Origin of the sequence: Nitratireductor sp. StC3 (assembly GCF_003015025.1) — a bacterium.
GTDB classification, from domain to species: domain Bacteria; phylum Pseudomonadota; class Alphaproteobacteria; order Rhizobiales; family Rhizobiaceae; genus Mangrovimarina; species Mangrovimarina alexandrii.
This window is the reverse complement of record NZ_PYBP01000002.1, coordinates 328,127-349,045: the sequence shown is the minus strand read 5'-3', so window position 1 is coordinate 349,045 and position 20,919 is coordinate 328,127. Positions and strand designations below refer to the sequence as shown.

Annotated in this window: 23 protein-coding genes; 11 read left to right on the top strand and 12 right to left on the bottom strand. The window is 65.9% G+C overall.

Annotation, left to right across the window (positions count from 1 at the left end; translation table 11 throughout):
* Window positions 1-130 precede the first annotated feature (130 nt).
* Window positions 131-553, top strand: coding sequence for a metallopeptidase family protein (locus C7T96_RS06200; RefSeq protein ID WP_106570304.1), 423 nt, complete (start codon window positions 131-133; stop codon window positions 551-553).
* Between the two features lie 27 nt (window positions 554-580).
* Here the strand turns inward: C7T96_RS06200 and C7T96_RS06195 are convergent, their stop codons facing one another.
* Together C7T96_RS06195 and C7T96_RS06190 are read right to left on the bottom strand one after the other, a co-directional pair.
* Window positions 581-787 carry a DUF1737 domain-containing protein gene (locus C7T96_RS06195; protein WP_106570303.1) on the bottom strand — a complete coding sequence of 69 codons (207 nt, stop codon included), beginning with the start codon at window positions 785-787 and terminating at the stop codon, window positions 581-583.
* A complete protein-coding gene (locus tag C7T96_RS06190; RefSeq protein ID WP_106570302.1) occupies window positions 784-1,677 on the bottom strand; it encodes a CoA ester lyase in 894 nt (297 codons plus the stop codon). Before C7T96_RS06190 ends, C7T96_RS06195 begins: the two co-directional genes overlap by 4 nt.
* Window positions 1,678-1,787: 110 nt before the next feature.
* On the opposite strand from C7T96_RS06190, the gene C7T96_RS06185 reads away from it, so the two are divergent.
* The 8 genes from C7T96_RS06185 to leuB all read left to right on the top strand — a co-directional run bounded on the left by C7T96_RS06185 (window position 1,788) and on the right by leuB (window position 7,638).
* Window positions 1,788-2,957: an FAD-binding oxidoreductase gene (locus tag C7T96_RS06185; RefSeq protein WP_106570301.1), complete on the top strand. Its 1,170-nt coding sequence runs from the start codon at window positions 1,788-1,790 to the stop codon at window positions 2,955-2,957.
* A gap of 238 nt (window positions 2,958-3,195) precedes the next feature.
* A complete protein-coding gene (locus C7T96_RS06180) occupies window positions 3,196-3,639 on the top strand; it encodes a glyoxalase superfamily protein (RefSeq protein WP_106570300.1) in 444 nt (147 codons plus the stop codon).
* A 124-nt stretch (window positions 3,640-3,763) separates the two neighbouring features.
* Entirely contained in the window at window positions 3,764-4,369 is a 606-nt protein-coding gene (leuD, locus tag C7T96_RS06175; protein WP_106570299.1) for a 3-isopropylmalate dehydratase small subunit, read from the top strand.
* A gap of 18 nt (window positions 4,370-4,387) precedes the next feature.
* Window positions 4,388-4,618: a DUF2798 domain-containing protein gene (locus tag C7T96_RS06170; RefSeq protein ID WP_106570298.1), complete on the top strand. Its 231-nt coding sequence runs from the start codon at window positions 4,388-4,390 to the stop codon at window positions 4,616-4,618.
* Between the two features lie 145 nt (window positions 4,619-4,763).
* Window positions 4,764-5,585 carry a hypothetical protein gene (locus tag C7T96_RS06165; RefSeq protein WP_106570297.1) on the top strand — a complete coding sequence of 274 codons (822 nt, stop codon included), beginning with the start codon at window positions 4,764-4,766 and terminating at the stop codon, window positions 5,583-5,585.
* 37 nt (window positions 5,586-5,622) lie between these two features.
* Entirely contained in the window at window positions 5,623-6,015 is a 393-nt protein-coding gene (locus C7T96_RS06160; protein ID WP_106570296.1) for an ADP-ribosylglycohydrolase, read from the top strand.
* Window positions 6,012-6,404 carry a RidA family protein gene (locus C7T96_RS06155; RefSeq protein WP_106570295.1) on the top strand — a complete coding sequence of 131 codons (393 nt, stop codon included), beginning with the start codon at window positions 6,012-6,014 and terminating at the stop codon, window positions 6,402-6,404. The genes C7T96_RS06160 and C7T96_RS06155 overlap by 4 nt, the downstream gene beginning before the upstream one ends.
* 121 nt (window positions 6,405-6,525) lie before the next feature.
* Entirely contained in the window at window positions 6,526-7,638 is a 1,113-nt protein-coding gene (gene leuB, locus C7T96_RS06150; RefSeq protein ID WP_106570294.1) for a 3-isopropylmalate dehydrogenase, read from the top strand.
* Between the two features lie 27 nt (window positions 7,639-7,665).
* Here the strand turns inward: leuB and C7T96_RS06145 are convergent, their stop codons facing one another.
* The gene (locus tag C7T96_RS06145) at window positions 7,666-8,325 is read right to left on the bottom strand and encodes a DUF805 domain-containing protein (RefSeq protein WP_106570293.1); all 660 of its coding nucleotides are present in this window, start codon (window positions 8,323-8,325) and stop codon (window positions 7,666-7,668) included.
* Window positions 8,326-8,729: 404 nt separating this feature from the next.
* On the opposite strand from C7T96_RS06145, the gene C7T96_RS06140 reads away from it, so the two are divergent.
* Window positions 8,730-9,764 carry an aspartate-semialdehyde dehydrogenase gene (locus tag C7T96_RS06140; protein WP_106570522.1) on the top strand — a complete coding sequence of 345 codons (1,035 nt, stop codon included), beginning with the start codon at window positions 8,730-8,732 and terminating at the stop codon, window positions 9,762-9,764.
* A gap of 127 nt (window positions 9,765-9,891) precedes the next feature.
* Here the strand turns inward: C7T96_RS06140 and C7T96_RS06135 are convergent, their stop codons facing one another.
* The 5 genes from C7T96_RS06135 to C7T96_RS23985 form a co-directional block, all read right to left on the bottom strand.
* Window positions 9,892-11,079, bottom strand: coding sequence for a Xaa-Pro peptidase family protein (locus C7T96_RS06135; RefSeq protein ID WP_245414073.1), 1,188 nt, complete (start codon window positions 11,077-11,079; stop codon window positions 9,892-9,894).
* A 226-nt stretch (window positions 11,080-11,305) separates the two neighbouring features.
* Entirely contained in the window at window positions 11,306-11,719 is a 414-nt protein-coding gene (gene rpsP / locus C7T96_RS06130) for a 30S ribosomal protein S16 (RefSeq protein WP_106570292.1), read from the bottom strand.
* A gap of 37 nt (window positions 11,720-11,756) precedes the next feature.
* Window positions 11,757-12,119 (bottom strand): chorismate mutase, encoded by a 363-nt coding sequence (locus C7T96_RS06125; protein WP_106570291.1) that lies wholly within the window; start codon window positions 12,117-12,119, stop codon window positions 11,757-11,759.
* Window positions 12,116-13,672: a signal recognition particle protein gene (gene ffh / locus C7T96_RS06120; RefSeq protein WP_106570290.1), complete on the bottom strand. Its 1,557-nt coding sequence runs from the start codon at window positions 13,670-13,672 to the stop codon at window positions 12,116-12,118. Before ffh ends, C7T96_RS06125 begins: the two co-directional genes overlap by 4 nt.
* A gap of 167 nt (window positions 13,673-13,839) precedes the next feature.
* Window positions 13,840-13,986, bottom strand: coding sequence for a hypothetical protein (locus C7T96_RS23985; RefSeq protein WP_158264313.1), 147 nt, complete (start codon window positions 13,984-13,986; stop codon window positions 13,840-13,842).
* A gap of 149 nt (window positions 13,987-14,135) precedes the next feature.
* Here C7T96_RS23985 and C7T96_RS06115 point away from each other — a divergent pair, with 149 nt between their 5' ends.
* A complete protein-coding gene (locus C7T96_RS06115) occupies window positions 14,136-14,954 on the top strand; it encodes a lytic murein transglycosylase (protein WP_106570289.1) in 819 nt (272 codons plus the stop codon).
* A gap of 57 nt (window positions 14,955-15,011) precedes the next feature.
* On the opposite strand, the gene pyc is transcribed toward C7T96_RS06115, so the two are convergent.
* The 4 genes from pyc to C7T96_RS06095 form a co-directional block, all read right to left on the bottom strand.
* The gene (gene pyc / locus C7T96_RS06110; RefSeq protein ID WP_106570288.1) at window positions 15,012-18,476 is read right to left on the bottom strand and encodes a pyruvate carboxylase; all 3,465 of its coding nucleotides are present in this window, start codon (window positions 18,474-18,476) and stop codon (window positions 15,012-15,014) included.
* A gap of 340 nt (window positions 18,477-18,816) precedes the next feature.
* On the bottom strand, window positions 18,817-19,191 hold the full coding sequence (locus tag C7T96_RS06105) for a hypothetical protein (protein ID WP_106570287.1): 375 nt from the start codon (window positions 19,189-19,191) through the stop codon (window positions 18,817-18,819).
* A gap of 261 nt (window positions 19,192-19,452) precedes the next feature.
* On the bottom strand, window positions 19,453-19,674 hold the full coding sequence (locus C7T96_RS06100; RefSeq protein ID WP_106570286.1) for a hypothetical protein: 222 nt from the start codon (window positions 19,672-19,674) through the stop codon (window positions 19,453-19,455).
* Between the two features lie 141 nt (window positions 19,675-19,815).
* Entirely contained in the window at window positions 19,816-20,886 is a 1,071-nt protein-coding gene (locus tag C7T96_RS06095) for a TraB/GumN family protein (RefSeq protein ID WP_106570285.1), read from the bottom strand.
* Between the last annotated feature and the right edge of the window lie 33 nt (window positions 20,887-20,919).

Here is a 20,919-nt window from a genome sequence, read left to right as displayed (position 1 = left end):
TCAAGCAGGGCCGATAAGAATTTATTCCGCGTCGGGCCGCCGATCGGGGCCCGCCTCCGCCGATCCCGCGCCACGGCGCCCCTCGCAAGGCCGGAAACAAAAGGCTATATGGCGGCCAAAGGACAAAAGCATGGCCCGCATCTACCAGACCCGCGCCTGGCACGATCAACTCTCCCCGTCGATGGACGAGATGGAAATCCTGGCGCTGGAAGCCTATGCGCATCTGCCGGCGGACTTTCGCGCGCTGACCGGCGAGATCGTCATTCAGATCGCCGAGTTTCCGACCGAGGAGATCATGGACGATTTGTCGCTGGAAACCCCGTTCGACCTGCTCGGCCTGTTCGAGGGCCGCGGCATCGCCGAGCGCTGGAACCCGGCAACCGGCGAAGGCCCGAACCGCATCACGCTCTACCGGCGCGCCATTCTCGATTATTGGGCCGAAAACGAGGAAACGCTGGGCGACATAGTCACCCATGTGCTGATCCACGAACTCGGCCACCATTTCGGCCTGTCCGACGAGGACATGGAAAAGATCGAGGAAAGCGTGGCGTGACGCGGTCCATGGCCCACGGGCGCCCGTTCAATACTCCCCGAGCTTGATGCCGGGCTCGTAGTCGAGGCCGTCGACCTCCTTCACCACCGCCTGGCCGCAGCGCATCGTTCCGCTGGCGGCGTCGAAGGCGTAAGCGGGCGAGCCGTGCAGCCGCCAGCCCTTGTTCAGCGCCGCCGTCACCTTGTGGCAGAAGGCGGCGTCGTCCGGCCCGGTGAGATAGCGATAGAGTTTCATGCGGTTTCCTCTCCGGTCCGCCGGCCCGCCTTGGCCAGAAGCCGTCTGGCCTGGTCGAGATGCAGCCGCTCGGTCATGCGGCCGTCGATCGACAGCACGCCCTTGTTCTCGTTGCCAGGCGCGGCGAAGGCGGCGACGATCCGTTCGGCCTGGGCGATTTCTTGCGCCGAAGGCGAAAAGGCGATCTCGGCCGGCCCGATCTGGGCCGGATGGATCAGCGTCTTGCCGTCGAAGCCCATCGCCGCGCCCTGACGGCATTCGTGCGCCAGGGCGTCGAGATCGCGGAAATCGTTGCTGACCCCGTCCAGCGCAACAAGGCCGCCGGCGCGCGCGGCGAGCACGATCTGCTGCAGCCAGGCGAGCAGCCATTGCCGGTCGGCGGTCATGGCGACGCCGGTTTCCTTGACGAGGTCGTTGGTGCCGGCGACCAGACAGGCAAGCCGGGCGCCGCGGTCGCGGCCGAGCTCGGCGATGGCGCCGAGATTGAGGATCGCGCGCGGCGTTTCCACCATCGCCCACAATGCCAGGTCGGGCGCGGCCTCGGCCCGGTCGAGACGGTCATTGGCCTCCAGCACGTCGCGCGGCGTCTCGACCTTCGGCAACAGGATCGCATCCGGCCGGCAAGCGCGCGCGGCCTCCAGATCGTCGGCGCCCCATTCGCTGGCGAGCGCGTTGATCCGCACCGCGACCGGCCGACCGCCGCGCGCGCGGCCGGCGAAAAACCGCACCATGCGTTCGCGCGCGACGGTCTTTTCCTCCGGCGCGACGGCGTCCTCGAGGTCGACGATCACCGCGTCGCAGGCAAGCCCGGCGACCTTGGCGAGCGCCTTGTCGTTGGCGGCGGGAACATAGAGGACGGAGCGAAGCGGCGGCGGCGTGGCTGTGTGCATGGCTCCTTCATGCCGCCGCGACGGCCGGCTTGCAAGTGGGCGCGGAATCTGTCTGATGCGGGACGGCGCGCCGTCAGGCGGCGCACCGGGTCCAAGCCGGGGAGGACAGGGTGAAGACCTACGACATCGTCATCATCGGCGGCGCGATCGTCGGCAGTTCGATCGCCTGGTATCTGCGCGAGGAGGGGTTTTCGGGGTCGATCGCGCTCCTCGAGCGCGATCCGCAATTCGCCACCGCCGCGACCACCCTGTCCTGCGCCTCGATCCGCCAGCAATTCTCGATCCCCGAAAATATCCGCCTGTCGCGCTTCACCCTCGAGTTGTTCCGCCGGCTGACGGACGTGTTCGGGCCGCAGGCCGATATCGGCCTGCGCGAAAAAGGCTACCTGATCCTGGCCTCGGAGGCGGGGCGGCCGATCCTTGCCGCCAACCATGCGGTGCAACGGGCCGAGGGCGGCGACATCCTGCTCGAGGACGCGGCTGCCCTGAAGCGGCGTTTCGCCTGGCTGTCGACCGAAGGTGTCGCGGCCGGCGCCTATGGGCAAACGGGCGAGGGCTGGTTCGACGCGCATGCGCTTTTGATGCTGTTTCGCAAGGCATTGCGCGGGCGCGCGGTCGATTTTCTGCCCGTGTCGGCGACCGGGCTGGAGCGCACCGGCAACCGGGTCGAAACCGTTACGCTCGACACGGGCGAACGGATCGGCGCGGGCGCCGTGATCAACGCGGCCGGGCCCAATGCCGGCGCGGTGGCGGCCATGGCCGGGCTGGCGCTGCCGGTCGAGCCGCGCAAGCGCACGGTGTTCGTGTTCGAGGCGCGCGAACGTTTCGACGACATGCCGCTGATCGTCGATCCCTGCGGTATATATGTCCGGCCGGAAGGCTCGGTCTTCATCACCGGCGGCGCCGAGGATGCGGCCAATGACGGACCTGCCGATCCGGCCGATTTCGATCCCGACTGGACGCTGTTCGAGGCGACGATCTGGCCGGCGCTCGCCACCCGCATCCCCGCCTTCGAGGCGATCAAGCTGCAGCGCGCCTGGGCCGGGCACTACGACTACAACACGCTCGACCAGAACGCCGTCATCGGCCCGCATCCCGAGGTCGGCAATTTCGTGTTCGCCAACGGCTTTTCCGGCCATGGCCTGCAGCAGGCGCCGGCCGTCGGCAAGGCGCTGGCGGAATTCCTGGTTCACGGTGGCTACCGCACGGTCGATTGTTCCGCCTTCGGCTACGAACGCATCGCCGCCGGCCGGCCGTTCCGCGAACTCAACGTGATCTGACGGTCCGGTCGCTGTCCGGCGCTCCAGTTCCGGTGCGCGGCATGCTGCATATTGACGCGGCCGGTCCGCATGCCTATCTGAGCGGCTCGCAAGGGCCGGAAGCCCCTGCCGCCCGCGGCGCAAGCCATGGTGAAGCTTCCGACGATCTTATCGTTTCCCTGTCGATGTGGCGGCCGAAACGGCAATGCGGGCTCCCGTGAGCAGAATGCCGCTCGCAAAGCGATAGGAGCGAACGGTGATGACACCATCCACCGACTACAAGACCCATGCCAAGCGGTTACGCGCGGCGCTGGCGGCAGACGGCATCGCCGTCTCGCACGGCAAGGCGCTCGAGCTCGTCGCCCGCCAGAACGGCGCGCGCGACTGGAACACGCTTGCCGCCACCGCGTCCGCGCCGGCCAGCGCTGCCGCCGGCGCCCCCTTCGCCGTCGGCGACCGGGTCGAGGGCCATTTCAACGGCAAGCCCGCGCAGGGGCGGGTCTTCGGACTTTCGGAGACCATCAAACCTGGCCTGTGGCGGGCCACCATCGCCTTCGACCCGCCGGTCGACGTGGTGACGTCGGAGCTGTTCTCCTCGGAGCGGCGCCGGATCACCATGATCGTCGGCGAGGATGGCCGTTCGCGCCGGCTGACCGGCACGGAAACCGGCGTCATGGCGCTGCGCCGCACGACCCAGGCCTAGCTGCGTGCAAGGAGCGGCGGGACCGCAAGGCCCCGCCGTCGCGCCCGGTCGCCCTTTGATTTGCGCGCGCGATCCGTATAAAGCGGAGCCGACAGAATTTCCGATCAACCGACAGGCCCGCGGAATGGACAAGTTCACCACCTTAACCGGCGTCGCAGCCCCCTTGCCGATCGTCAATGTCGACACCGACATGATCATCCCCAAGGACTATCTCAAGACGATCAAGCGCACCGGTCTCGGCACCGGCCTGTTCGCGGAGATGCGCTACAACGAGGACGGGTCGGAAAATCCGGATTTCGTGCTCAACAAGCCGGCCTACCGCAAGGCGCAGATCCTGGTGGCGGGAGACAATTTCGGCTGCGGATCGAGCCGCGAGCATGCGCCCTGGGCGCTGCTGGATTTCGGTATTCGCTGCGTGATCTCGACCTCGTTTGCCGATATTTTCTACAATAACTGCTTCAAGAACGGCGTCTTGCCGATCAAGGTCAGCCAGCAAGAGCTCGACAAGCTGATGGACGATGCCAGCCGCGGCGCCAACGCGACCGTCACCGTCGATCTGGAAGCCAAGGAGATCCGCGGCCCGGACGGCGGTGTGATCGCCTTCGATCTCGACGAATTCCGCCGCCATTGCCTGCTCAACGGGCTCGACGATATCGGCCTGACCATGGAAAAGGCGCCGGCGATCGCCGCCTACGAAGAAAAGGCCGCCACCGCCCGCCCCTGGGCCTGAGCGGCCGAAGCGGGTTTCATGCGTCCCTTCGTGCCTCGGCGGCTGGAGCCGATCGTGTTCGGTCTGCTTTTGTCGGGCCTGATGTCATTCATCGTCTCGGGCCTGTCGACGGCGATCGCGCGCGGCGTCGACGCTGCGTTTCTTTTCTACTGGCTTTCGGCCTGGCTGCCGTCCTGGGCGCTGGCCTTTCCCGCGGTGCTGGTGGTGGCTCCGATCGTGCGTCGCATCGTCGGGCGCATCGTGGTCTGACCGGCCGCGCCCGGCAGGCGCGGAAAAATTTCCGGCCGGGCCGCCGTGACGGTTTCGCGCCAAGCGGTTTTGCCGTTAATCTGCATCGCAGACCGGCCGACCGCGCCTTTTGTCCGCGCTCCGGCCCAAGCGATCCGGAGCGACCATGTCGATTTTGTCCCGCATTCCCGTTCTCGTCCTCGTCGCTCTCCTCGCCGCCGGCGCGGCGCGGGCCGAGGACGAAGAGGTCCAGCGCTATTCCTTCCAGGGCGGTGACCTGACGATCGCCCGTCAGGATTACGAGCGGGTGGTGGCTTACGAGGGGCGCGAGCTGCATCGCGACTATTTTATCGGCTTCGACCGGGTCGTCACCGTGCGCGGCGTCGAGATCGCGTTGCTGTCGGCGGGCAATGGCGGCAATGCCTGCGGCCCCTACACGATCATGGTGTGGAAGGCCGAGACCGGCGCCTTGGAAACCGAGATCGTCGGCGAGGAATGCGGCGCGCCGCCGCCGGCGGTGACGGACGAGCGTATCTATTTCATGCCCTATCTGAGGCCCGGCGAGCAGACCACGATCCGCTCCTGGGTTCCCGATGGCGGGTTCGAGACGGCGGGTGTGCTGTCCTACGCGCCGCAGCAGGGCAGCGACTGGTCGAGCTTCGATCCGGCGACGGTCAGCCATCCGATCGAGCTTTTCCGCAATGCCGGGCTCTACGAGACGGCGCAGGCGCTGCTCGGGGACGAGCTGTTTTCAGTCGCGGCCGGGCTCGGCACCGCGAGCGAGCCCGAAATCACCGATGGCGGTGTTTTGACGGCGCGCGGCTGCGTGCCGCATGCCTGCGGTGCCCAGGACACGTTCGTTGTCGTCGACGTCGAAAACCGCGCCCTGTATTTCGCCCAGCAGCAGGCCGAACCGACGCCGCGCTTCTGGCCGGCGCGCGATCAGTGGCCGGCCGCGATCGCCGCTTTGGTGCCGGACGATCTGTGAGTGTCGATCGAGCCGATATCCGGCCGGGTCGCGCCCGATGAGCATGGACGATCATTTCTGTCCCGGTTGCGGAAAGGTCCAGCGGGCTTTCGCGCGCTATCCCTGGTATTTCTGCCGGGATTGCCTGGCCACAGCCGAAGACGGGACCGGCCGGCGCCTCGTCTTCGGCAATGCGTCTCTGTCCGGCGGCCTGACCTGGGGTTTCGCCGACGATCCGTCTCGCTACGACGATCGCGCGATCCTGGTGATCTGCCTTATCCGCAAACGCCGGGTCGTGGTGCACGAAGCGCGTTTCGGCGGCGTGGTGGCCGAACCCTTCAACAGCGTCGTGTTGCCGCCGCGCGATGCGAAACATCATGTCGACCTTTCCAGGCCGCAGCCCGACCCGGCGGTGGGGGAACGGCTGAAGAAGGCAGGAGGCACGATATGACGAGACGCCTTATCTCCACCGGTTCCCCCTTCGAGAAAATTGCCGGCTATTCGCGCGCGGTCGTCCAGGGCGACTGGTGCTTCGTGTCCGGCACGACCGGCTACGATTACGCCACCATGACGATGCCGGAGACGATCGAGGCGCAGACGCGCAACTGCCTTGCCACGATCGCCGCCGCGCTGGCCGAAGCCGGCTTCGACCTCGCCGACGTGGTGCGGGCGCATTATTATGTGACCGACCGCGCCTTCGTGCCAACGGTGTTTCCGATCCTCGGGAAAGTTTTCGGCGCAATAAGGCCGGCGGCGACCATGGTCGTGTGCCAGCTCAACGAGCCGGAGATGAAAATCGAGATCGAGGTGACGGCCTTGCGGCGCGGGACTGCGGGCTGACCCGCCGGCGCGCGACTTGCGCAATCGGCGTCTGACGGATAGCTAGTGTCGCGACTCCGAAATCGACCTCATTTCCACCTCACTCGGCGGCGGATTCCCGCCTTTTTCGAAAGGATTTTCCATGGTGACGCGCAACCTTCTGCTTCTTCCCGGCGACGGTATCGGCCCCGAGGCGATGGCGGAGGTGCGCAAGCTGATTGCGGTGTTGAACGACACCCAGTCCGCCGGTTTCACGGTTCAGGAGGGGCTGGTCGGCGGCGCGGCCTACGACGCGCACGGCCAGGCGATCTCGGATGAGGATATGCAAAAGGCCCTGGCCGCCGACGCGGTGCTGTTCGGCGCGGTCGGCGGACCGAAATGGGACGGCGTCGCCTACGAGGTGCGGCCGGAGGCCGGCCTGCTGCGGCTCAGAAAGGAGATGGAGCTGTTCGCCAATCTGCGTCCGGCGATCTGCTATCCGGCGCTGGCCGCCTCCTCCTCGCTCAAGCAGGAGGTTGTCGAAGGGCTCGATATTCTGATCGTGCGCGAGCTGACCGGCGGCGTCTATTTCGGCGAACCCAAGGAGATCATCGACCTCGGCAACGGCCAGAAGCGCGGCATCGACACCCAGGTCTACGATACGTTCGAGATCGAGCGCATTTCCGGCGTCGCCTTCGAGCTGGCGCGCACCCGCGCCAACAAGGTGTGCTCGATGGAAAAGCACAATGTGATGAAATCCGGCGTGCTGTGGAAGGAGGTCGTGGCGGCGACCCACCAGGCGCACTATGCCGATGTCGAGCTGACCCATATGCTGGCCGATGCCGGCGGCATGCAGCTGGTGCGCTGGCCCAAGCAGTTCGACGTGATCGTCACCGACAACCTGTTCGGCGACATGCTGTCGGATGTCGCGGCGATGCTGACGGGATCGCTCGGCATGTTGCCGTCGGCCTCGCTCGGCGCCCCCGATCCCAAGTCCGGCGCGCGCAAGGCGCTGTACGAGCCGGTACACGGCTCCGCGCCCGACATCGCCGGCAAGGGGCTCGCCAACCCGATCGCGATGATCGCCTCGTTCGCGATGTGCCTGCGCTATTCCTTCAACATGGTCGCCGAAGCGGATCGGCTCGAAGCGGCGATCGCCGGTGTTTTGGAGGACGGGATGCGCACCGCCGACATCATGTCGAACGGCAAGACCCAGCTCTCCACCGCGGAGATGGGCGACGCGATCACGGCCAAATATCTGGCTCTGTCGGCCTGAGTCCGATCGTTTGCCGGTGCGGGACCGTCACCCAAACGGGGGCGGTCCCCATTTGTTTTCGGATTTCTGCGACGGGGTCAGCGCGAAGACGAGGATGATCAGATTGCCCACCGTGGGCACGAAACCGAGCAGGATGAACCATCCCGACAGGCCGATATCGTGCAGCCGGCGGATCGTGACCGCGATCGAGGGCAGCGCCAGCGCCAGCACCAGAATGCCGGTCAGGCCGAGCGCGAGCACCGGTTCCTCGCGATCCAGATTGCCGGCCACGCCATCGGCGATCAGGCCGGCAAAAATCGCCGCCACCATGACGATGAAGCCGAACAGGAAAAATCCCCAAAACTCCCGACGCGGCGCGCGTGCCCCCAATCTGGCATAGGAGACCGTCACGCAATCGAGGAAATGGCCGAAAAGCGAGCGCCGGCCGTGCGTTTTGCTTCCGGCAAGCCGCGACGGCGCGGTGGCGGAAGGCTCCGTCTCGGTCCCGGCAGGTTTTTGGCGCGCGCCGCCGAGAGCCATCACGTCGCGGGCGCGGTTGCCCTCGGTCAGGAACTCGACCTTGGCGCCCTTGCCCGGTGCCGCCGCCGAGACCAGGTCCGGGCCGGCGAAATGATAGCGGTTGCCGTCATCGCCGTTGATGAAACCGATGCCGCGCTGGTCATCGAAATAAAGAACTTCGCCGCGCATGACGGCCCTTCCGGCGTTTTCATCCACCGTGCAAGTTTCCGTGCCGGAGGGAAGAAGTCAACGGCGGCGCCCTTTCACAGGAAGGCGATGAACCACATTGCGCATGATCGGTCCGAGCGGCAGGCAATTGACTCTTTACGCAGAACCGCTAGAAGCGGTGCGTTTCGTGGAGCAGACCATGCCCGCCTGTGTTTTCGCAGTGTCTCGTTGGTATCCGTCCGGATTTGTCTCCGGCGGCGGCATGCGCGCGCGCTGCGCCACCCTCAAAACCCGAGCCAAAACGACCGCAAAAACGGTCTGATTTTCTCGGCCTTACTCCCCCTCTCCCCGGGTCCGGCCGGGGAAAGCCGCCTGGCCCGCCGGCGGACATTCCAGGAAAAGGGGAGTGACAGGAGATGACCGAAATGGGTTTCAAGATTGCAGTCGCCGGCGCCACCGGCAATGTCGGCCGCGAAATGCTCAATATTCTGGAGGAGCGCGGCTTTCCGGCCGAGGAGGTCGTGCCCCTCGCCTCGCGGCGCTCCGTCGGCACCGAGGTTTCCTACGGCGACCGCACGCTGAAGGTGAAGGCGCTCGACAGCTATGATTTTTCCGGCACCGATATCTGCCTGATGTCGGCCGGCGGCAGCGTGTCGAAGGAATGGTCGCCGCGCATCGGCAAGCAGGGTTGCGTGGTGATCGACAACTCCTCGGCCTGGCGCTACGACGCCGACGTGCCGCTGATCGTGCCGGAGGTGAACGCCGATGCGATCGAAGGCTTCACCAAGAAGAACATCATCGCCAATCCCAATTGCTCGACCGCCCAGCTCGTCGTCGCGCTGAAGCCGCTGCACGACGCGGCCACCATCCGCCGCGTGGTGATATCGACCTACCAATCGGTATCGGGCGCGGGCAAGGAAGGCATGGACGAGCTCTTCGAGCAGACGCGCGCCGTCTTCGTCGCCGACCCGATCGAGGCGAAGAAGTTCACCAAGCGCATCGCCTTCAATGTCATTCCGCATATCGACGTCTTCATGGAGGACGGCTCCACCAAGGAAGAATGGAAGATGGTGGCCGAAACCAAGAAGATGCTCGATGCGAAGATCAAGCTGACGGCGACCTGCGTGCGCGTGCCGGTCTTCATCGGCCATTCGGAGGCGGTCAATATCGAGTTCGAAAAGCCGATCACCGCCGACGAGGCGCGCGAGATCCTGCGCGAGGCGCCGGGGTGCCTGGTCGTCGACAAGCGCGAGGACGGCGGCTACGTCACGCCGCTGGAATCAGCCGGCGAGGACGCGGCCTATATTTCCCGCATCCGCGAGGATTCGACCTTGGACAACGGCCTCAATCTGTGGGTCGTCTCCGACAATCTGCGCAAGGGCGCAGCGCTCAACACCGTCCAGATCGCCGAGATGCTGGTGGCGCGCGGTCTGATCAAGCCGAAAAAGCAGGCGGCGTAGTTGGTCGTCGGGCAGCCGCTCTTCTCGCCCGCCCCTCTCCGCGGATGAGAAGGGCGGGGCTCGCGATAAATTTTTTTGCCGGCAAAATTGCGTGCAAATGCCTATGATCCGGCTTTGATCGCCTGGCCTATGCCTGTCCGCGATTCCAGCCGCGGCCGCGATCGCCGATCAGCTCGTGGCCGTTGTCGGTCACGGCCACCGTGTCTTCCAGCTTGACGAAACCACGGCGCGGATGAAGCATGGTGGTCTCGACCGAGATCACCATGCCGGCTTCCAGCGGCCTGTCGGCGTCGACGCCGTCATAGGCGACGGGATGGTTGGTCATCAGGAACGGCGCCTCGTGGCTGATCAGCCCCATGCCGTGGGCGAAGAAGTCGTTGCAGGCGGCATTGGGCAGCGCTTTGAGCGTCTTTTCGGCATGGGCGATCATCTCCGCTCCGGTCGCGCCCGCCTTGATCTTCGAAAACGCGGCCTGCTGGACAGCGTCGACCTCGGCCAGCAGGTCTTCCAGCTCCGCATCCGGGTCGCCGAGAACGCCCATGCGGCACAGATCGCCGATATAACCGCGATAATTGCCGCCTGAATCGAGCGACAGCACCTCGCCCGACTGCCAGCTTTGCGGCGACACGGCGCGATTGTGGCTGGAGCCGATGGTGATCAGACAATATTCGAACTGGAGGCCGCGAGCGGTCTCCTCGCGGCGCAGCGCATCGACCAGTTCGGCCTTGCCGGCCCCTTCGCCATGGCCGGAAAACACCGCCAGCATGGAATCGGTGATCAGTTCGGACGCCGTACGCAAGAGGTCGAGTTCGGCCGCTGTCTTGACCGCGCGCAGGCGCTCCAGCATGCCCGTCGCGTCGACGAAACTCGCATCCTCGAGCCCGGCGGTCAGCGCTAGCCAGGCGTCGGACGGCAGGAATGACGGTTCGATGCCGACCCGGGCGCCATGACGGCCGATCGCCTTGATCTGGGCGATCGCCTCATGCGCGGCATCGACGCTGCCCCAGCAGGTCGTCTTGACCGTGGGCGTCCAGAACGGGTTCACCTGCTGTTCCATGCCCTCCATCTTGTTGCCGATATAGGCGGCGCGGTCGGGCCGGCCCTTTTCGTAGACGAGGACCGGCAGGTACCGGCTGTGGCCGATCGCGTCCATGGCATGGAAGAAGATGTAGCGATAGCCGCCGAGCAGATATTGGACATTGTGCTTGGAGGTGGCCAGGAGCACGTCGATGCCGGCTTCCTCCATCAGGCGCTCGAGCCGTGCGTGATCGATTGGCGTGGCGGCGTCTCCGGCCGCGGTCGATTGGATATTCACCGTGTGCTCCTCCGCCTACGGGTTCGGCCCGAACGGTGCCGGGCAATCTGGTCCTACCAGATTGCCCTATCGACCCTTCTTCGGTCCAGCGGAAAATTGCCGCACCCGGCTTGGCGAGCGGGATCAGGCCCGCTCCAAGAGTGAGAAGCCCGCGCTTTGGGGCCTTCAAAAAGAAAACGGCGGACCGTGGCCCGCCGTCGATCATTTCATTTCGGATCGGAAACGATCAGGACGCTGCTTCCTCTGCCGGCGCTTCGGCAGCCTCGGCCACAGCGGCCTTTTCTTCCTCGAGCTTGGCGGCGAGCTCTTCCTCGGCCTGCTTGATCAGCGCCAGGCGCTCCTGGGCCTTTTTGCCCGGTTCGGCCTTCTTGGGATTGGAGCGCGCCGGACGCTTGGCAAGACCAGCCTGGTCGAGAAAGCGCAGCACGCGATCGGTCGGCTTGGCGCCCTGGGCGATCCAGTGCTTGACGCGCTCTTCGTCGATCTTGACGCGCTCGGCGTCCTTGGGCAGCGTCGGGTTCCACGAGCCGATCGCCTCGATGAAGCGGCCGTCGCGCGGGCTGCGGACGTCGGCGACGACGACATGATAGTAGGGGCGCTTTTTCGAGCCCGCCCGGGCCAGTCTGATCTTCAGTGCCATTTTTGTCTCCTAGGGTCTCACTGATCGGGATTTGGGGTCAACCGTCCGCGCCGGCGCGGGGCGCATCCCCGGCACCGTTTTCACGGGCAATCATTTCGTGGTGCCGGATCACCTCGCGGATGATGAAATTGAGGAATTTCTCCGCGAAATCCGGGTCGAGATGGGAGTCGACGGCGAGCTGGCGCAGGCGCGCGATCTGGCGCTCCTCGCGCGCGGGGTCGGCCGGCGGCAAGTCGTGCGTCGCTTTCAAATGGCCGACGGCCTTGGTGCACCGAAACCGCTCGGCCAGCATGTGCACGAGCGCGGCGTCGATATTGTCGATCGAGGCGCGGTAGCCGGCCAGGATCGCGCGGGCCTTCTCGGTGTCGGACGTGTCCGCCAAAGCCGTTCCTCCGCTCATTTCTTTTTCGGCAGGCCGGGCAGGCCGGTGCCAAGTCCGGGCAGCTTCGGCGCGCCGGGCAGACCCGGCAGGCCACCGCCGGGCAGGCCGCCTCCGAGACCGGCCGCCTCGGCCTGTTTCTGCAGTTGCTCGAGCTGCTTGGGATCCATCTTCGACAGGTCCGGCATGCCGCCCATGCCGCCGCCCAAGCCACCAAGGCCCATCTTCTGGGCCATGCCGCCCATCAGGCCGCGCATGGCGCCGCCGCCCTTACCCTTGCCGCCCATGGCCTTCATCATGTCGGCCATCTGGCGGTGCATCTTCAAGAGCTTGTTGATCTCGGCGGCGTTGGTCCCCGACCCGGCCGCGATGCGTTTTTTGCGGCTGTGCTTGAGGATGTCGGGATTGGCGCGTTCCTTTTTCGTCATCGAGGAAATGATGGCGAGCTGGCGGCCGAACATCTTGTCGTCGAGGCCGGCGGCCGCGATCTGGTCCTTCATCTTGCCCATGCCGGGCATCATGCCCATGATGCCGCCCATGCCGCCCATTTTCTGCATCTGGCGCAACTGATCGGCGAGATCGTTCAGGTCGAACTTGCCCGACTGCATCTTCTTGGCCATCGCCGCGGCCTTTTCCGCATCGATGGTTTCGGCGGCCTTCTCCACGAGGGAGACGATGTCGCCCATGCCGAGAATGCGGTCGGCGATGCGCTTGGGATGAAATTCCTCCAGCGCGTCCATCTTCTCGCCGGTGCCGATCAGCTTGACCGGCTTGCCGGTGACGGCGCGCATCGACAGCGCGGCGCCGCCGCGGCCGTCGCCGTCCATACGGGTAAGCACAAGGCCGGTGACGCCGACCCGCTCGTCGAAGGAGCGCGCGAGGTTGACGGCGTCCTGGCCGGTGAGCGAATCCGCGACGAGCAGGATCTCGTGCGGGTCCGACACCTTGCGGATGTCGGCCATCTCGATCATCAGCGGCTCGTCGATATGGGTGCGGCCGGCCGTGTCGAGGATCACGACGTCGTGGCCGCCGAGCCTGCCGGCCTGGACGGCGCGCTTGGCGATGTCGACCGGCGACTGCCCGGCCACGATGGGCAGGGTGGCGATGCCGGTCTGCTCGCCGATCTGCTTGAGCTGCTCCTGGGCGGCCGGGCGGCGGGTGTCGAGCGAGGCCATCATGACCTTCTTGCCCTGGCGCTCGGCGAGCCGCTTGGCGATCTTGCCGGAGGTCGTCGTCTTGCCCGAGCCCTGCAGGCCGACCATCATGATGACGACCGGCGCCGGGGCGTTGAGGTCGATCACCTCGCCGTCCGAGCCGAGCATGGCGACCAGCTCGTCGTGGACGATCTTGACGACCATCTGGCCGGGCTTGATCGATTTCAGGACTTCCGCGCCGACGGCCTTCTCGCGCACGCGATCGGTGAAGGAGCGCACGACCTCGAGCGCGACATCGGCCTCGATGAGAGCCCGGCGCACCTCGCGCAGCGCCGCGGACACGTCGGCTTCCGACAGCGCCCCGCGACCGGTCAGGCCGTTGAGGATCGATCCAAGGCGTTCCTGCAGCGATTCAAACATCGTTCGTCCTTTGCTCCGATCGTTCTCGACCAGAGGTAATGCGTCCGTCCCGATCGACCAACGGCCAAAGCCAAAAAGCACCCGGGGGCGCATCGCGCTGCCGGGTGTTGACCTCCGGGATCGCTTTAGACCTTCAAGAAAGGGTCCCGGTCGGCTGCTCGGAGTGATCACTCGTCGCGGAATTGGGGCCGGATAGACAGGATTTGACCGCGAAAGTCAAGCAAAAGCAGGGCAGATGCGCGCCCGAGCGACGGACAACCCGTCAGGCCGGCCGGGGCCGCCGCGCCGTCGATCATCCCTTCGACGTCGGACATAGCCGCAACCCGCCATTAACCGGCCCAAGAATAGACTTGTTTCGAAACTAGCTCCATACTTTCGACGCGATGTGCGTGCCGGACCGAACGTTGCTTGTTTGTGGTCAAGGCGGGCATGTGGCGACCGGTCCAGGCAGCGGGAGAACGGAATGACAGTCAGGTCCAAGGGCATGGTGATGGCGGCGGCGCTGGCCGTCGCGACATTGGCGGGCAGCGGTGCGGGCTGGGCGGCCCAGTGCGGCAACAATGCCGGCGGATTCGAGGCCTGGAAACAGCAGATGACGGCCGAGGCCCGGGCCAAGGGCATCGGCAATCGCGGCCTCAAGGCGCTGCAGCAAACGCGCTATGCGACCGCGACCATCCGCGCCGACCGCGGACAGAAAAGCTTTAAATACTCGCTGAAGAAATTCATGCAGGTGCGCGGCGCCAGCACCATCGCCAGCCAGGGCAAGCGGCTGAAGAAACAGCACGCCAAGCTGTTCGCCAATCTGGAACGGCGTTACGGCGTGCCGCCCGGTCCGCTGATCGCGATCTGGGGCATGGAGACCGGCTTCGGCAGGTTCATGGGCAATTCCAACCTTTTGTCGGCGACGGCCACGCTCGCCTATGATTGCCGACGTTCGGAATTCTTCACCGGCCACCTTCTGGCAGCCCTGACCCTGGTCGATCGCGGCGTGGTTTCCAGTTCCAGCGTCGGCGCCAAGCATGGCGAGCTCGGCCAGACGCAGTTCCTGCCGGGCAGCATCCTGCGCTACGGCGCCGATGGCGACGGCAATGGCCGGCTCGACCTGGTGCGTTCGCGCGCCGACGCTTTGGCCTCCACGGCAAATTTCCTGCGCGCGCATGGCTGGCGTCCCGGCGCGGGCTATCAGCCCGGTCAGCCCAATTTCCGTGCCATCAAGGGCTGGAACGCGGCGAGCGTCTACCAGCAGGCGATCGCGATCATCGCCGCGCAGATCGACGGCTGAGCGATGCCTTGGCCGACGGGCGTGGTCTTTCGGCCGCGCCGGTGGCCTGATCGTGGGTTACGGCTCGCCAAAGGTGACGAGCAGATCCTTGGCGTCGATCTGGTCGCCGGCGGCGACCAGCACCTCGGCGATCACACCGTCGCGCTCGGCATGCAGCGCGGTTTCCATCTTCATCGCCTCGATCGACAGCAACACGTCGCCGGCCTTGATCGCCTGGCCGGCCGAAACGGCGAGCGTCGAGACGACGCCCGGCATCGGCGCGGCGACGTGGTTGTCATTGCCGGGATCGGCCTTGCGCCGCGCCTTGCCGTTGGCGGCACCATGGGCGCGGTCCGGCACCTTGACCCGGCGCGGCTGGCCGTTGAGCTCGAAGAAGACGGTGACCATGCCCTTTTCGTTGGTCTCGCCGATCGCCAGGCAACGCACGACCAGCGTCTTGCCGCGCTCGATCTCGACGAAAATCTCGTCCTCCGGCTGCATGCCGTAAAAATAGGTCGGCGTCGGCAGCACGCTGACGGGTCCGTAATCGTCCGTGACGGCGGCGAAGTCGGAAAACACCTTCGGATACATCAGCCATGAAGCGAACTCGAACTCGCTGACGTCGCGGCCGAGCTGCTCTTCCAGCTCCCGGCGCCGCGCGGGCAGGTCGGCCTCCTCGAGCAGTGCGCCCGGCCGCGCGGTGACCGGTTTTTCCCCTTTCAGCACCTTGGCCTGCAGCGCAGCCGGCCAGCCGCTCGGAGGCTGGCCGAGATCGCCGCGCAGCATGGAGACGACCGAGTCGGGAAAGGCGATGTCGCGCGCGGGATCCTCGACCTCGGCGACCGTCATGTCCTGGCTGACCATCATCAGCGCCATGTCGCCGACCACCTTCGACGACGGCGTGACCTTGACGATGTCGCCGAACATCAAATTGACGTCGTGGTAGGCCTGCGCGACCTCGTGCCAGCGCGTCTCCAGCCCCAGCGAGCGGGCCTGCTCCTTCAAATTGGTGAACTGCCCGCCGGGCATTTCGTGCAGATAGACCTCGGAGGCGGGCCCCTTCAGGTCGCTTTCGAAGGCCGCGTACTGATTGCGTACCGCTTCCCAGTAGAAGGAAATGCGCCGGATCCATTCGGGATCGAGGCCGGGGTCGCGCTCGGAGCCCTTCAGCGCCTCGACGATCGAGCCGAGACAGGGCTGCGAGGTGTTGCCCGACAGCGCGTCCATGGCGGCGTCGACCGCATCGACGCCGGTCTCCACGGCGGCGAGCACGGTGGCCGCCGCGATGCCGGAGGTGTCGTGGGTGTGGAAATGGATCGGCAGATCCGTCGCCTCGCGCAACGCCTTGAACAGAATCCGGGCGGCGCCGGGCTTGAGCAGGCCGGCCATGTCCTTGACGGCGATGATGTGCGCACCCGCGGCTTCCAGTTCACGGGTCAGGCCGACATAATAGTTCAGATCGTACTTGGCGCGGTCGGGGTCGAGAATGTCGCCGGTATAGCAGATCGCCGCCTCGCACAATTTGCCTTCGGCGCCGACCGCGTCCATCGCCACGCGCATATTCTCGACCCAGTTCAGGCAGTCGAAGACACGGAACAGGTCGATGCCGCCGGCGGCGGCCTGCTTGACGAAATGCCTGACGACATTGTCGGGATAATTGGTGTAGCCGACGCCGTTGGCGCCCCTGAGCAGCATCTGCAAAAGCAGGTTCGGCGCGCCGTTGCGCACCAGGTCGAGCCGCTCCCAGGGATCTTCGGTCAAGAAGCGCATGGCGACGTCGAACGTGGCCCCGCCCCAGCATTCGAGCGACAGCAATTGCGGCAGGGCGCGGGCATAGGCGCCGGCAATGCGGGCGATGTCGTGCGTGCGCATGCGGGTCGCCAGCAGCGATTGATGGCCGTCGCGCATGGTGGTGTCGGTGACAAGCACGCGGGTCTGGTCGCGCATCCAGCGCGCGAATTTCTCCGGCCCGAGCCGATCGAAATGCTGCTTGGCGCCGTCGGGCACGTCGCCGCCGACAAAGGGCAGGACCGGCGCGGCGGCTTCCGCCGACGGCCGCGGCCGGCCGCGCGTTTCGGGGTGGCCGTTGACCGACACGTCGGCGATGTAGTTGAGAAGCTTGGTCGCCCGGTCGCGCCGCTTGACCTGGGCGAACAGCTCCGGCGTCTCGTCGATGAAACGGGTCGTGTAGGAGTTGTCGCGGAAGCGCGGATGCGCGACGATCGCCTCGAGGAAGGTCAGGTTGGTCGCCACGCCGCGAATACGGAATTCGCGCAGCGCCCGGTCCATGCGCAGGATCGCCTCTTCCGCCGACGGCGCCCACGCCGTCACCTTCTCCAGAAGCGGATCGTAGAAGCGGGTGATGACGGCGCCCGAATAGGCGGTGCCGCCGTCGAGCCGGATGCCGAAGCCGGTGGCGCCGCGATAGGCGGTGATGCGGCCGTAGTCGGGAATGAAGTTCTGCTCGGGATCCTCGGTGGTGATCCGGCACTGCATGGCGTGGCCGTTGAGGCGAATCTGGTCCTGCGCCGGCACGCCGGAGGCCGGCGTGCCGATCGCCGCGCCGTCGAGAATGTGGACCTGGGCCTTGACGATGTCGATGCCCGTCACCTCCTCGGTGACGGTGTGCTCGACCTGGATGCGCGGGTTGACCTCGATGAAATAAAACGCGCCGGTATCGGCATCCATCAGGAATTCGACCGTTCCAGCGCCAATATAGTCGGTGGCCCGCGCGATCTTGAGCGCGTGGTCGGCCAGTTCCCGGCGTTGCGCGGCGTCGAGGTAGGGTGCGGGCGCGCGCTCCACGACCTTCTGGTTGCGGCGCTGGATGGAGCAATCGCGCTCGAACAGATGCACGACATTGCCATGCGTGTCGCCCAGCACCTGGACCTCGACATGGCGCGCGCGCTCGACCAGCTTTTCCAGATAGACCTCGTCCTTGCCGAAAGCGGCGCGGGCCTCGCGCTTGGCTTCCGTCACCTCGCGGGCGAGGTCCTCGGGCGCGCGGATGGCGCGCATGCCGCGGCCGCCGCCGCCCCACGAAGCCTTGAGCATGACCGGGTAGCCGATCGCCTCGGCCATCCGGGCGACCTCGTCCATATCGTCGGGCAGCGGTTCGGTGGCGGGCACGACCGGCACGCCGACCTCGATGGCCAGATTGCGCGCGGCGACCTTGTTGCCGAGCCGACGCATGGTTTCGGGTTTCGGCCCGATGAAGATGATGCCGTTTTCGGCGCAGGCCTCGGCGAATTCGGGACTTTCCGACAACAGGCCGTAGCCGGGATGAATGGCGTCGGCGCCCGACAGCTTGGCCACGCGGATGACCTCGTCGACCGACAGATAGCTTTCGATCGGACCGAGCTCCTTGGCCAGATGGGGGCCGCGGCCGACCTGGTAGGATTCATCGGCCTTGAAGCGATGGAGCGAATATTTGTCCTCCTCGGCCCAGATCGCGACGGTGCGCAGACCGAGTTCGTTGGCGGCGCGAAAGACCCGAATGGCGATTTCGGACCGGTTGGCAACGAGGATCTTGGATATCGGCAATGCGGGAACCCCTATATTCGAAGCGGCAGAAGGTCGCGCCATCCATAACGGGAAAATGCTGCAGTGCAAATAACCGTCTTCACGGCCGTGCTGGCGGGATGGGCCAATCCGCGCCGGCCCTGTCGTCCAGGACGGCGTCGATTGAAGGTTCGTTGGACCGCATCGGAACAAGCGGGATCGCGTCCCGGTGTCGGGCGGAAAATACCCGCGCACCCTGGCCGCCGTACGCCGCCTTGACGGCGGCCCGAATGCGGCCCATCGCAACACAAAAGAAACCCCGCCGAGGCGACGGCGGGGTTTGCCGGCAAACAGGCCGACCGGCAGGGTATCGGAGAAAAGATCAGTCGGCCGGTGCGGTCTCGACCGGCGCACCGTCCCGCGGTTCGATCGGCGGTATCTCCTCGCGCGGCTGCTCGGCCTCGGTGCCGACCGCGCTGGTCGTCGTGTCATCGACGCGCTCGGCCGCCGGCGTGCTGCCGATCGTGTCGGCGGTCTGCCGTTCGGTGCCGCCCCCGACAAGGCTGTAGGCCACGATGGCCAGAAGAACCACGACGACGGCGATGGTTGCCGCCATCAGACCGCGTGGGCCGGGGTTGATCTCGCGCTGCAGGCGCGGGTCGTAAGGCCGAGACGGATCGGCAATATCGCGGTCGATGCCGCCGGGACCGTACGGATCGAGGGAATGATCTTCGGGGCGTCTGCCTGGAGCGTTCATGACACACCTCCTTCGTGCATTGCTCTGCGGGTCAACGAATCCCGATCCGAGCGGTTTCATCACGAAGAGGCGCGCGCGATCACAGATCGTGAAAGGCGCGGTTCACAGACTTGTCGAAATGAGCACTCTTTCGCCGTGGACGCCGCTTTCCCGTGACGAGCGGCAAGGCCACAGGCAGGAACGCTACGGAATGCCGTCGCATGGTCGCGCGCGATTCCGCCGGCGGGCGTCGGTACAACGTCGGCCGATCTTTTGGCGGGTTTATTCGGCCAGGTCGACCGTGGCGGCTTTTTCCGCCGGTTTTTCGATCGCGGCGGTCTTGGCGCCCTCATCGATCGTCGTCATCGGCGCCTTCTCGGCCTCGATGCTGGCAACCGTCATCTTTCCGGCGCTGGCCGATTTGTGATCGTTGTGCGCCGGGCAGGCTTGCGCGACGGCGGTCGAAAAACCCAGCGCGGCAGCGAGGAGGAGAGCGGTTTTCATGCAAAGTCTCCCTGATCGTCAAATCGGACGAGGATACGGTACCAAGAAGCGGCCACCGCGCCAAATCACGCTTTTCGTGATCGATCCCTGCAGTGCGCCGTCTTGTCCGGCGCGCCTTGAACGGCGTCGGCGCCGGGCCTCTCAGGGTATTTGCGTCATGCGGTAGCCGCGCGCGCGCAGCAGCGCCACCAGCCCCTTTTCTCCCGGCAGGTGGAGCGCGCCGACGGCAATGAAGGCGCTGCCCTCGTCGAGATAGGCGACAGCGTTGTCGGCCATGGTGCGGTTGCGGGTGGTGATCATCGCTTCCTCGAAGGCGGCATAGCCGGTTTCGTCGCCGTCGTCGCCCGCCGGGAGCACCGCCTTGAACAGCGGCCAGATCATGTCGATACGCTCCTGCTCGTAGAGCTCGATCATGGTCTCGAAAATATCGTCCATGCGCGGACCGAGCTTGAGGGTTTCGATCAGGCCCTGGACGTGGAATTCCATCGGCAGCGACGCCATCGCGTCGAGCTGGCCGACCAGGGTTTCGAGGCCGCCGAGCGTCTTGCCCGCCTCCTTGGCGCGCTCGGCGAGCTTGATGTCGAGGAACGGCGCGCCGGTCGCCTTGCGGGCCATCTCGCAGGCCGGCAGGGCGATTGCGGAAGCGAGCATCCAGGGTTTCATCTTCTGAATGCTTACCGGCGGGATGCCGCGCCTTTCCAGCGCCGCACGGACCGCCTTTTCCTCCTCATCGCTCATAAAGGAAAAGATCGTCTTGTCGTCCGTGAACATCATCAGATCCGGACGCTCCATCATCGCCGTCATCGCCGCGGCCTGGTCGACCACTTCGGTGGTCTCGATGACGATGGTGGACGCGCTTTCGAAGGCGGCGTCGGCGGCGGAGGTCAGGTCGATCACGCGCGGATCGGTCAGGTGCATGGTGCCGAAGAGAAAGGAGGGCACGGCGCCCTCCTTTTCGATTTTCCACAGCAGGCCCCGGCCGTTCGGCGTTCGTCGCGCCTCCGCCTCCAGCCTTTCGAGCGCGGCGGGATCTTCCATGGCCAGGTCTTCGAGAAGGTTTTGCCCGGTGCAGGGGCTCTCCTGCGCCTGGGCCCGCGTCATGGCCAGCGCGGTCACAAGCAGGAAGGACAGCAAGAACAGGAGGTTGGCGGCCGCGATCAGCTTCAGCGACAGTCCTGCGATGCGCTCGGTGGTGGCGATTGAACGGGTCATGGCCGAAGCCTAGCGGCAAAAAGCGGCGAAACC

Coding starts and splice junctions, on each gene's coding strand:
- C7T96_RS06200 (WP_106570304.1), top strand. CDS start 131: ATGGCCCGCATCTACCAGACCCGCGCCTGGCACGATCAACTCTCCCCG.
- C7T96_RS06195 (WP_106570303.1), bottom strand. CDS start 787: ATGAAACTCTATCGCTATCTCACCGGGCCGGACGACGCCGCCTTCTGC.
- C7T96_RS06190 (WP_106570302.1), bottom strand. CDS start 1,677: ATGCACACAGCCACGCCGCCGCCGCTTCGCTCCGTCCTCTATGTTCCC.
- C7T96_RS06180 (WP_106570300.1), top strand. CDS start 3,196: ATGACACCATCCACCGACTACAAGACCCATGCCAAGCGGTTACGCGCG.
- leuD (WP_106570299.1), top strand. CDS start 3,764: ATGGACAAGTTCACCACCTTAACCGGCGTCGCAGCCCCCTTGCCGATC.
- C7T96_RS06170 (WP_106570298.1), top strand. CDS start 4,388: ATGCGTCCCTTCGTGCCTCGGCGGCTGGAGCCGATCGTGTTCGGTCTG.
- C7T96_RS06165 (WP_106570297.1), top strand. CDS start 4,764: ATGTCGATTTTGTCCCGCATTCCCGTTCTCGTCCTCGTCGCTCTCCTC.
- C7T96_RS06160 (WP_106570296.1), top strand. CDS start 5,623: ATGAGCATGGACGATCATTTCTGTCCCGGTTGCGGAAAGGTCCAGCGG.
- C7T96_RS06155 (WP_106570295.1), top strand. CDS start 6,012: ATGACGAGACGCCTTATCTCCACCGGTTCCCCCTTCGAGAAAATTGCC.
- leuB (WP_106570294.1), top strand. CDS start 6,526: ATGGTGACGCGCAACCTTCTGCTTCTTCCCGGCGACGGTATCGGCCCC.
- C7T96_RS06145 (WP_106570293.1), bottom strand. CDS start 8,325: ATGCGCGGCGAAGTTCTTTATTTCGATGACCAGCGCGGCATCGGTTTC.
- C7T96_RS06140 (WP_106570522.1), top strand. CDS start 8,730: ATGGGTTTCAAGATTGCAGTCGCCGGCGCCACCGGCAATGTCGGCCGC.
- rpsP (WP_106570292.1), bottom strand. CDS start 11,719: ATGGCACTGAAGATCAGACTGGCCCGGGCGGGCTCGAAAAAGCGCCCC.
- C7T96_RS06125 (WP_106570291.1), bottom strand. CDS start 12,119: ATGAGCGGAGGAACGGCTTTGGCGGACACGTCCGACACCGAGAAGGCC.
- ffh (WP_106570290.1), bottom strand. CDS start 13,672: ATGTTTGAATCGCTGCAGGAACGCCTTGGATCGATCCTCAACGGCCTG.
- C7T96_RS23985 (WP_158264313.1), bottom strand. CDS start 13,986: ATGTCCGACGTCGAAGGGATGATCGACGGCGCGGCGGCCCCGGCCGGC.
- C7T96_RS06115 (WP_106570289.1), top strand. CDS start 14,136: ATGACAGTCAGGTCCAAGGGCATGGTGATGGCGGCGGCGCTGGCCGTC.
- C7T96_RS06105 (WP_106570287.1), bottom strand. CDS start 19,191: ATGAACGCTCCAGGCAGACGCCCCGAAGATCATTCCCTCGATCCGTAC.
- C7T96_RS06100 (WP_106570286.1), bottom strand. CDS start 19,674: ATGAAAACCGCTCTCCTCCTCGCTGCCGCGCTGGGTTTTTCGACCGCC.
- C7T96_RS06095 (WP_106570285.1), bottom strand. CDS start 20,886: ATGACCCGTTCAATCGCCACCACCGAGCGCATCGCAGGACTGTCGCTG.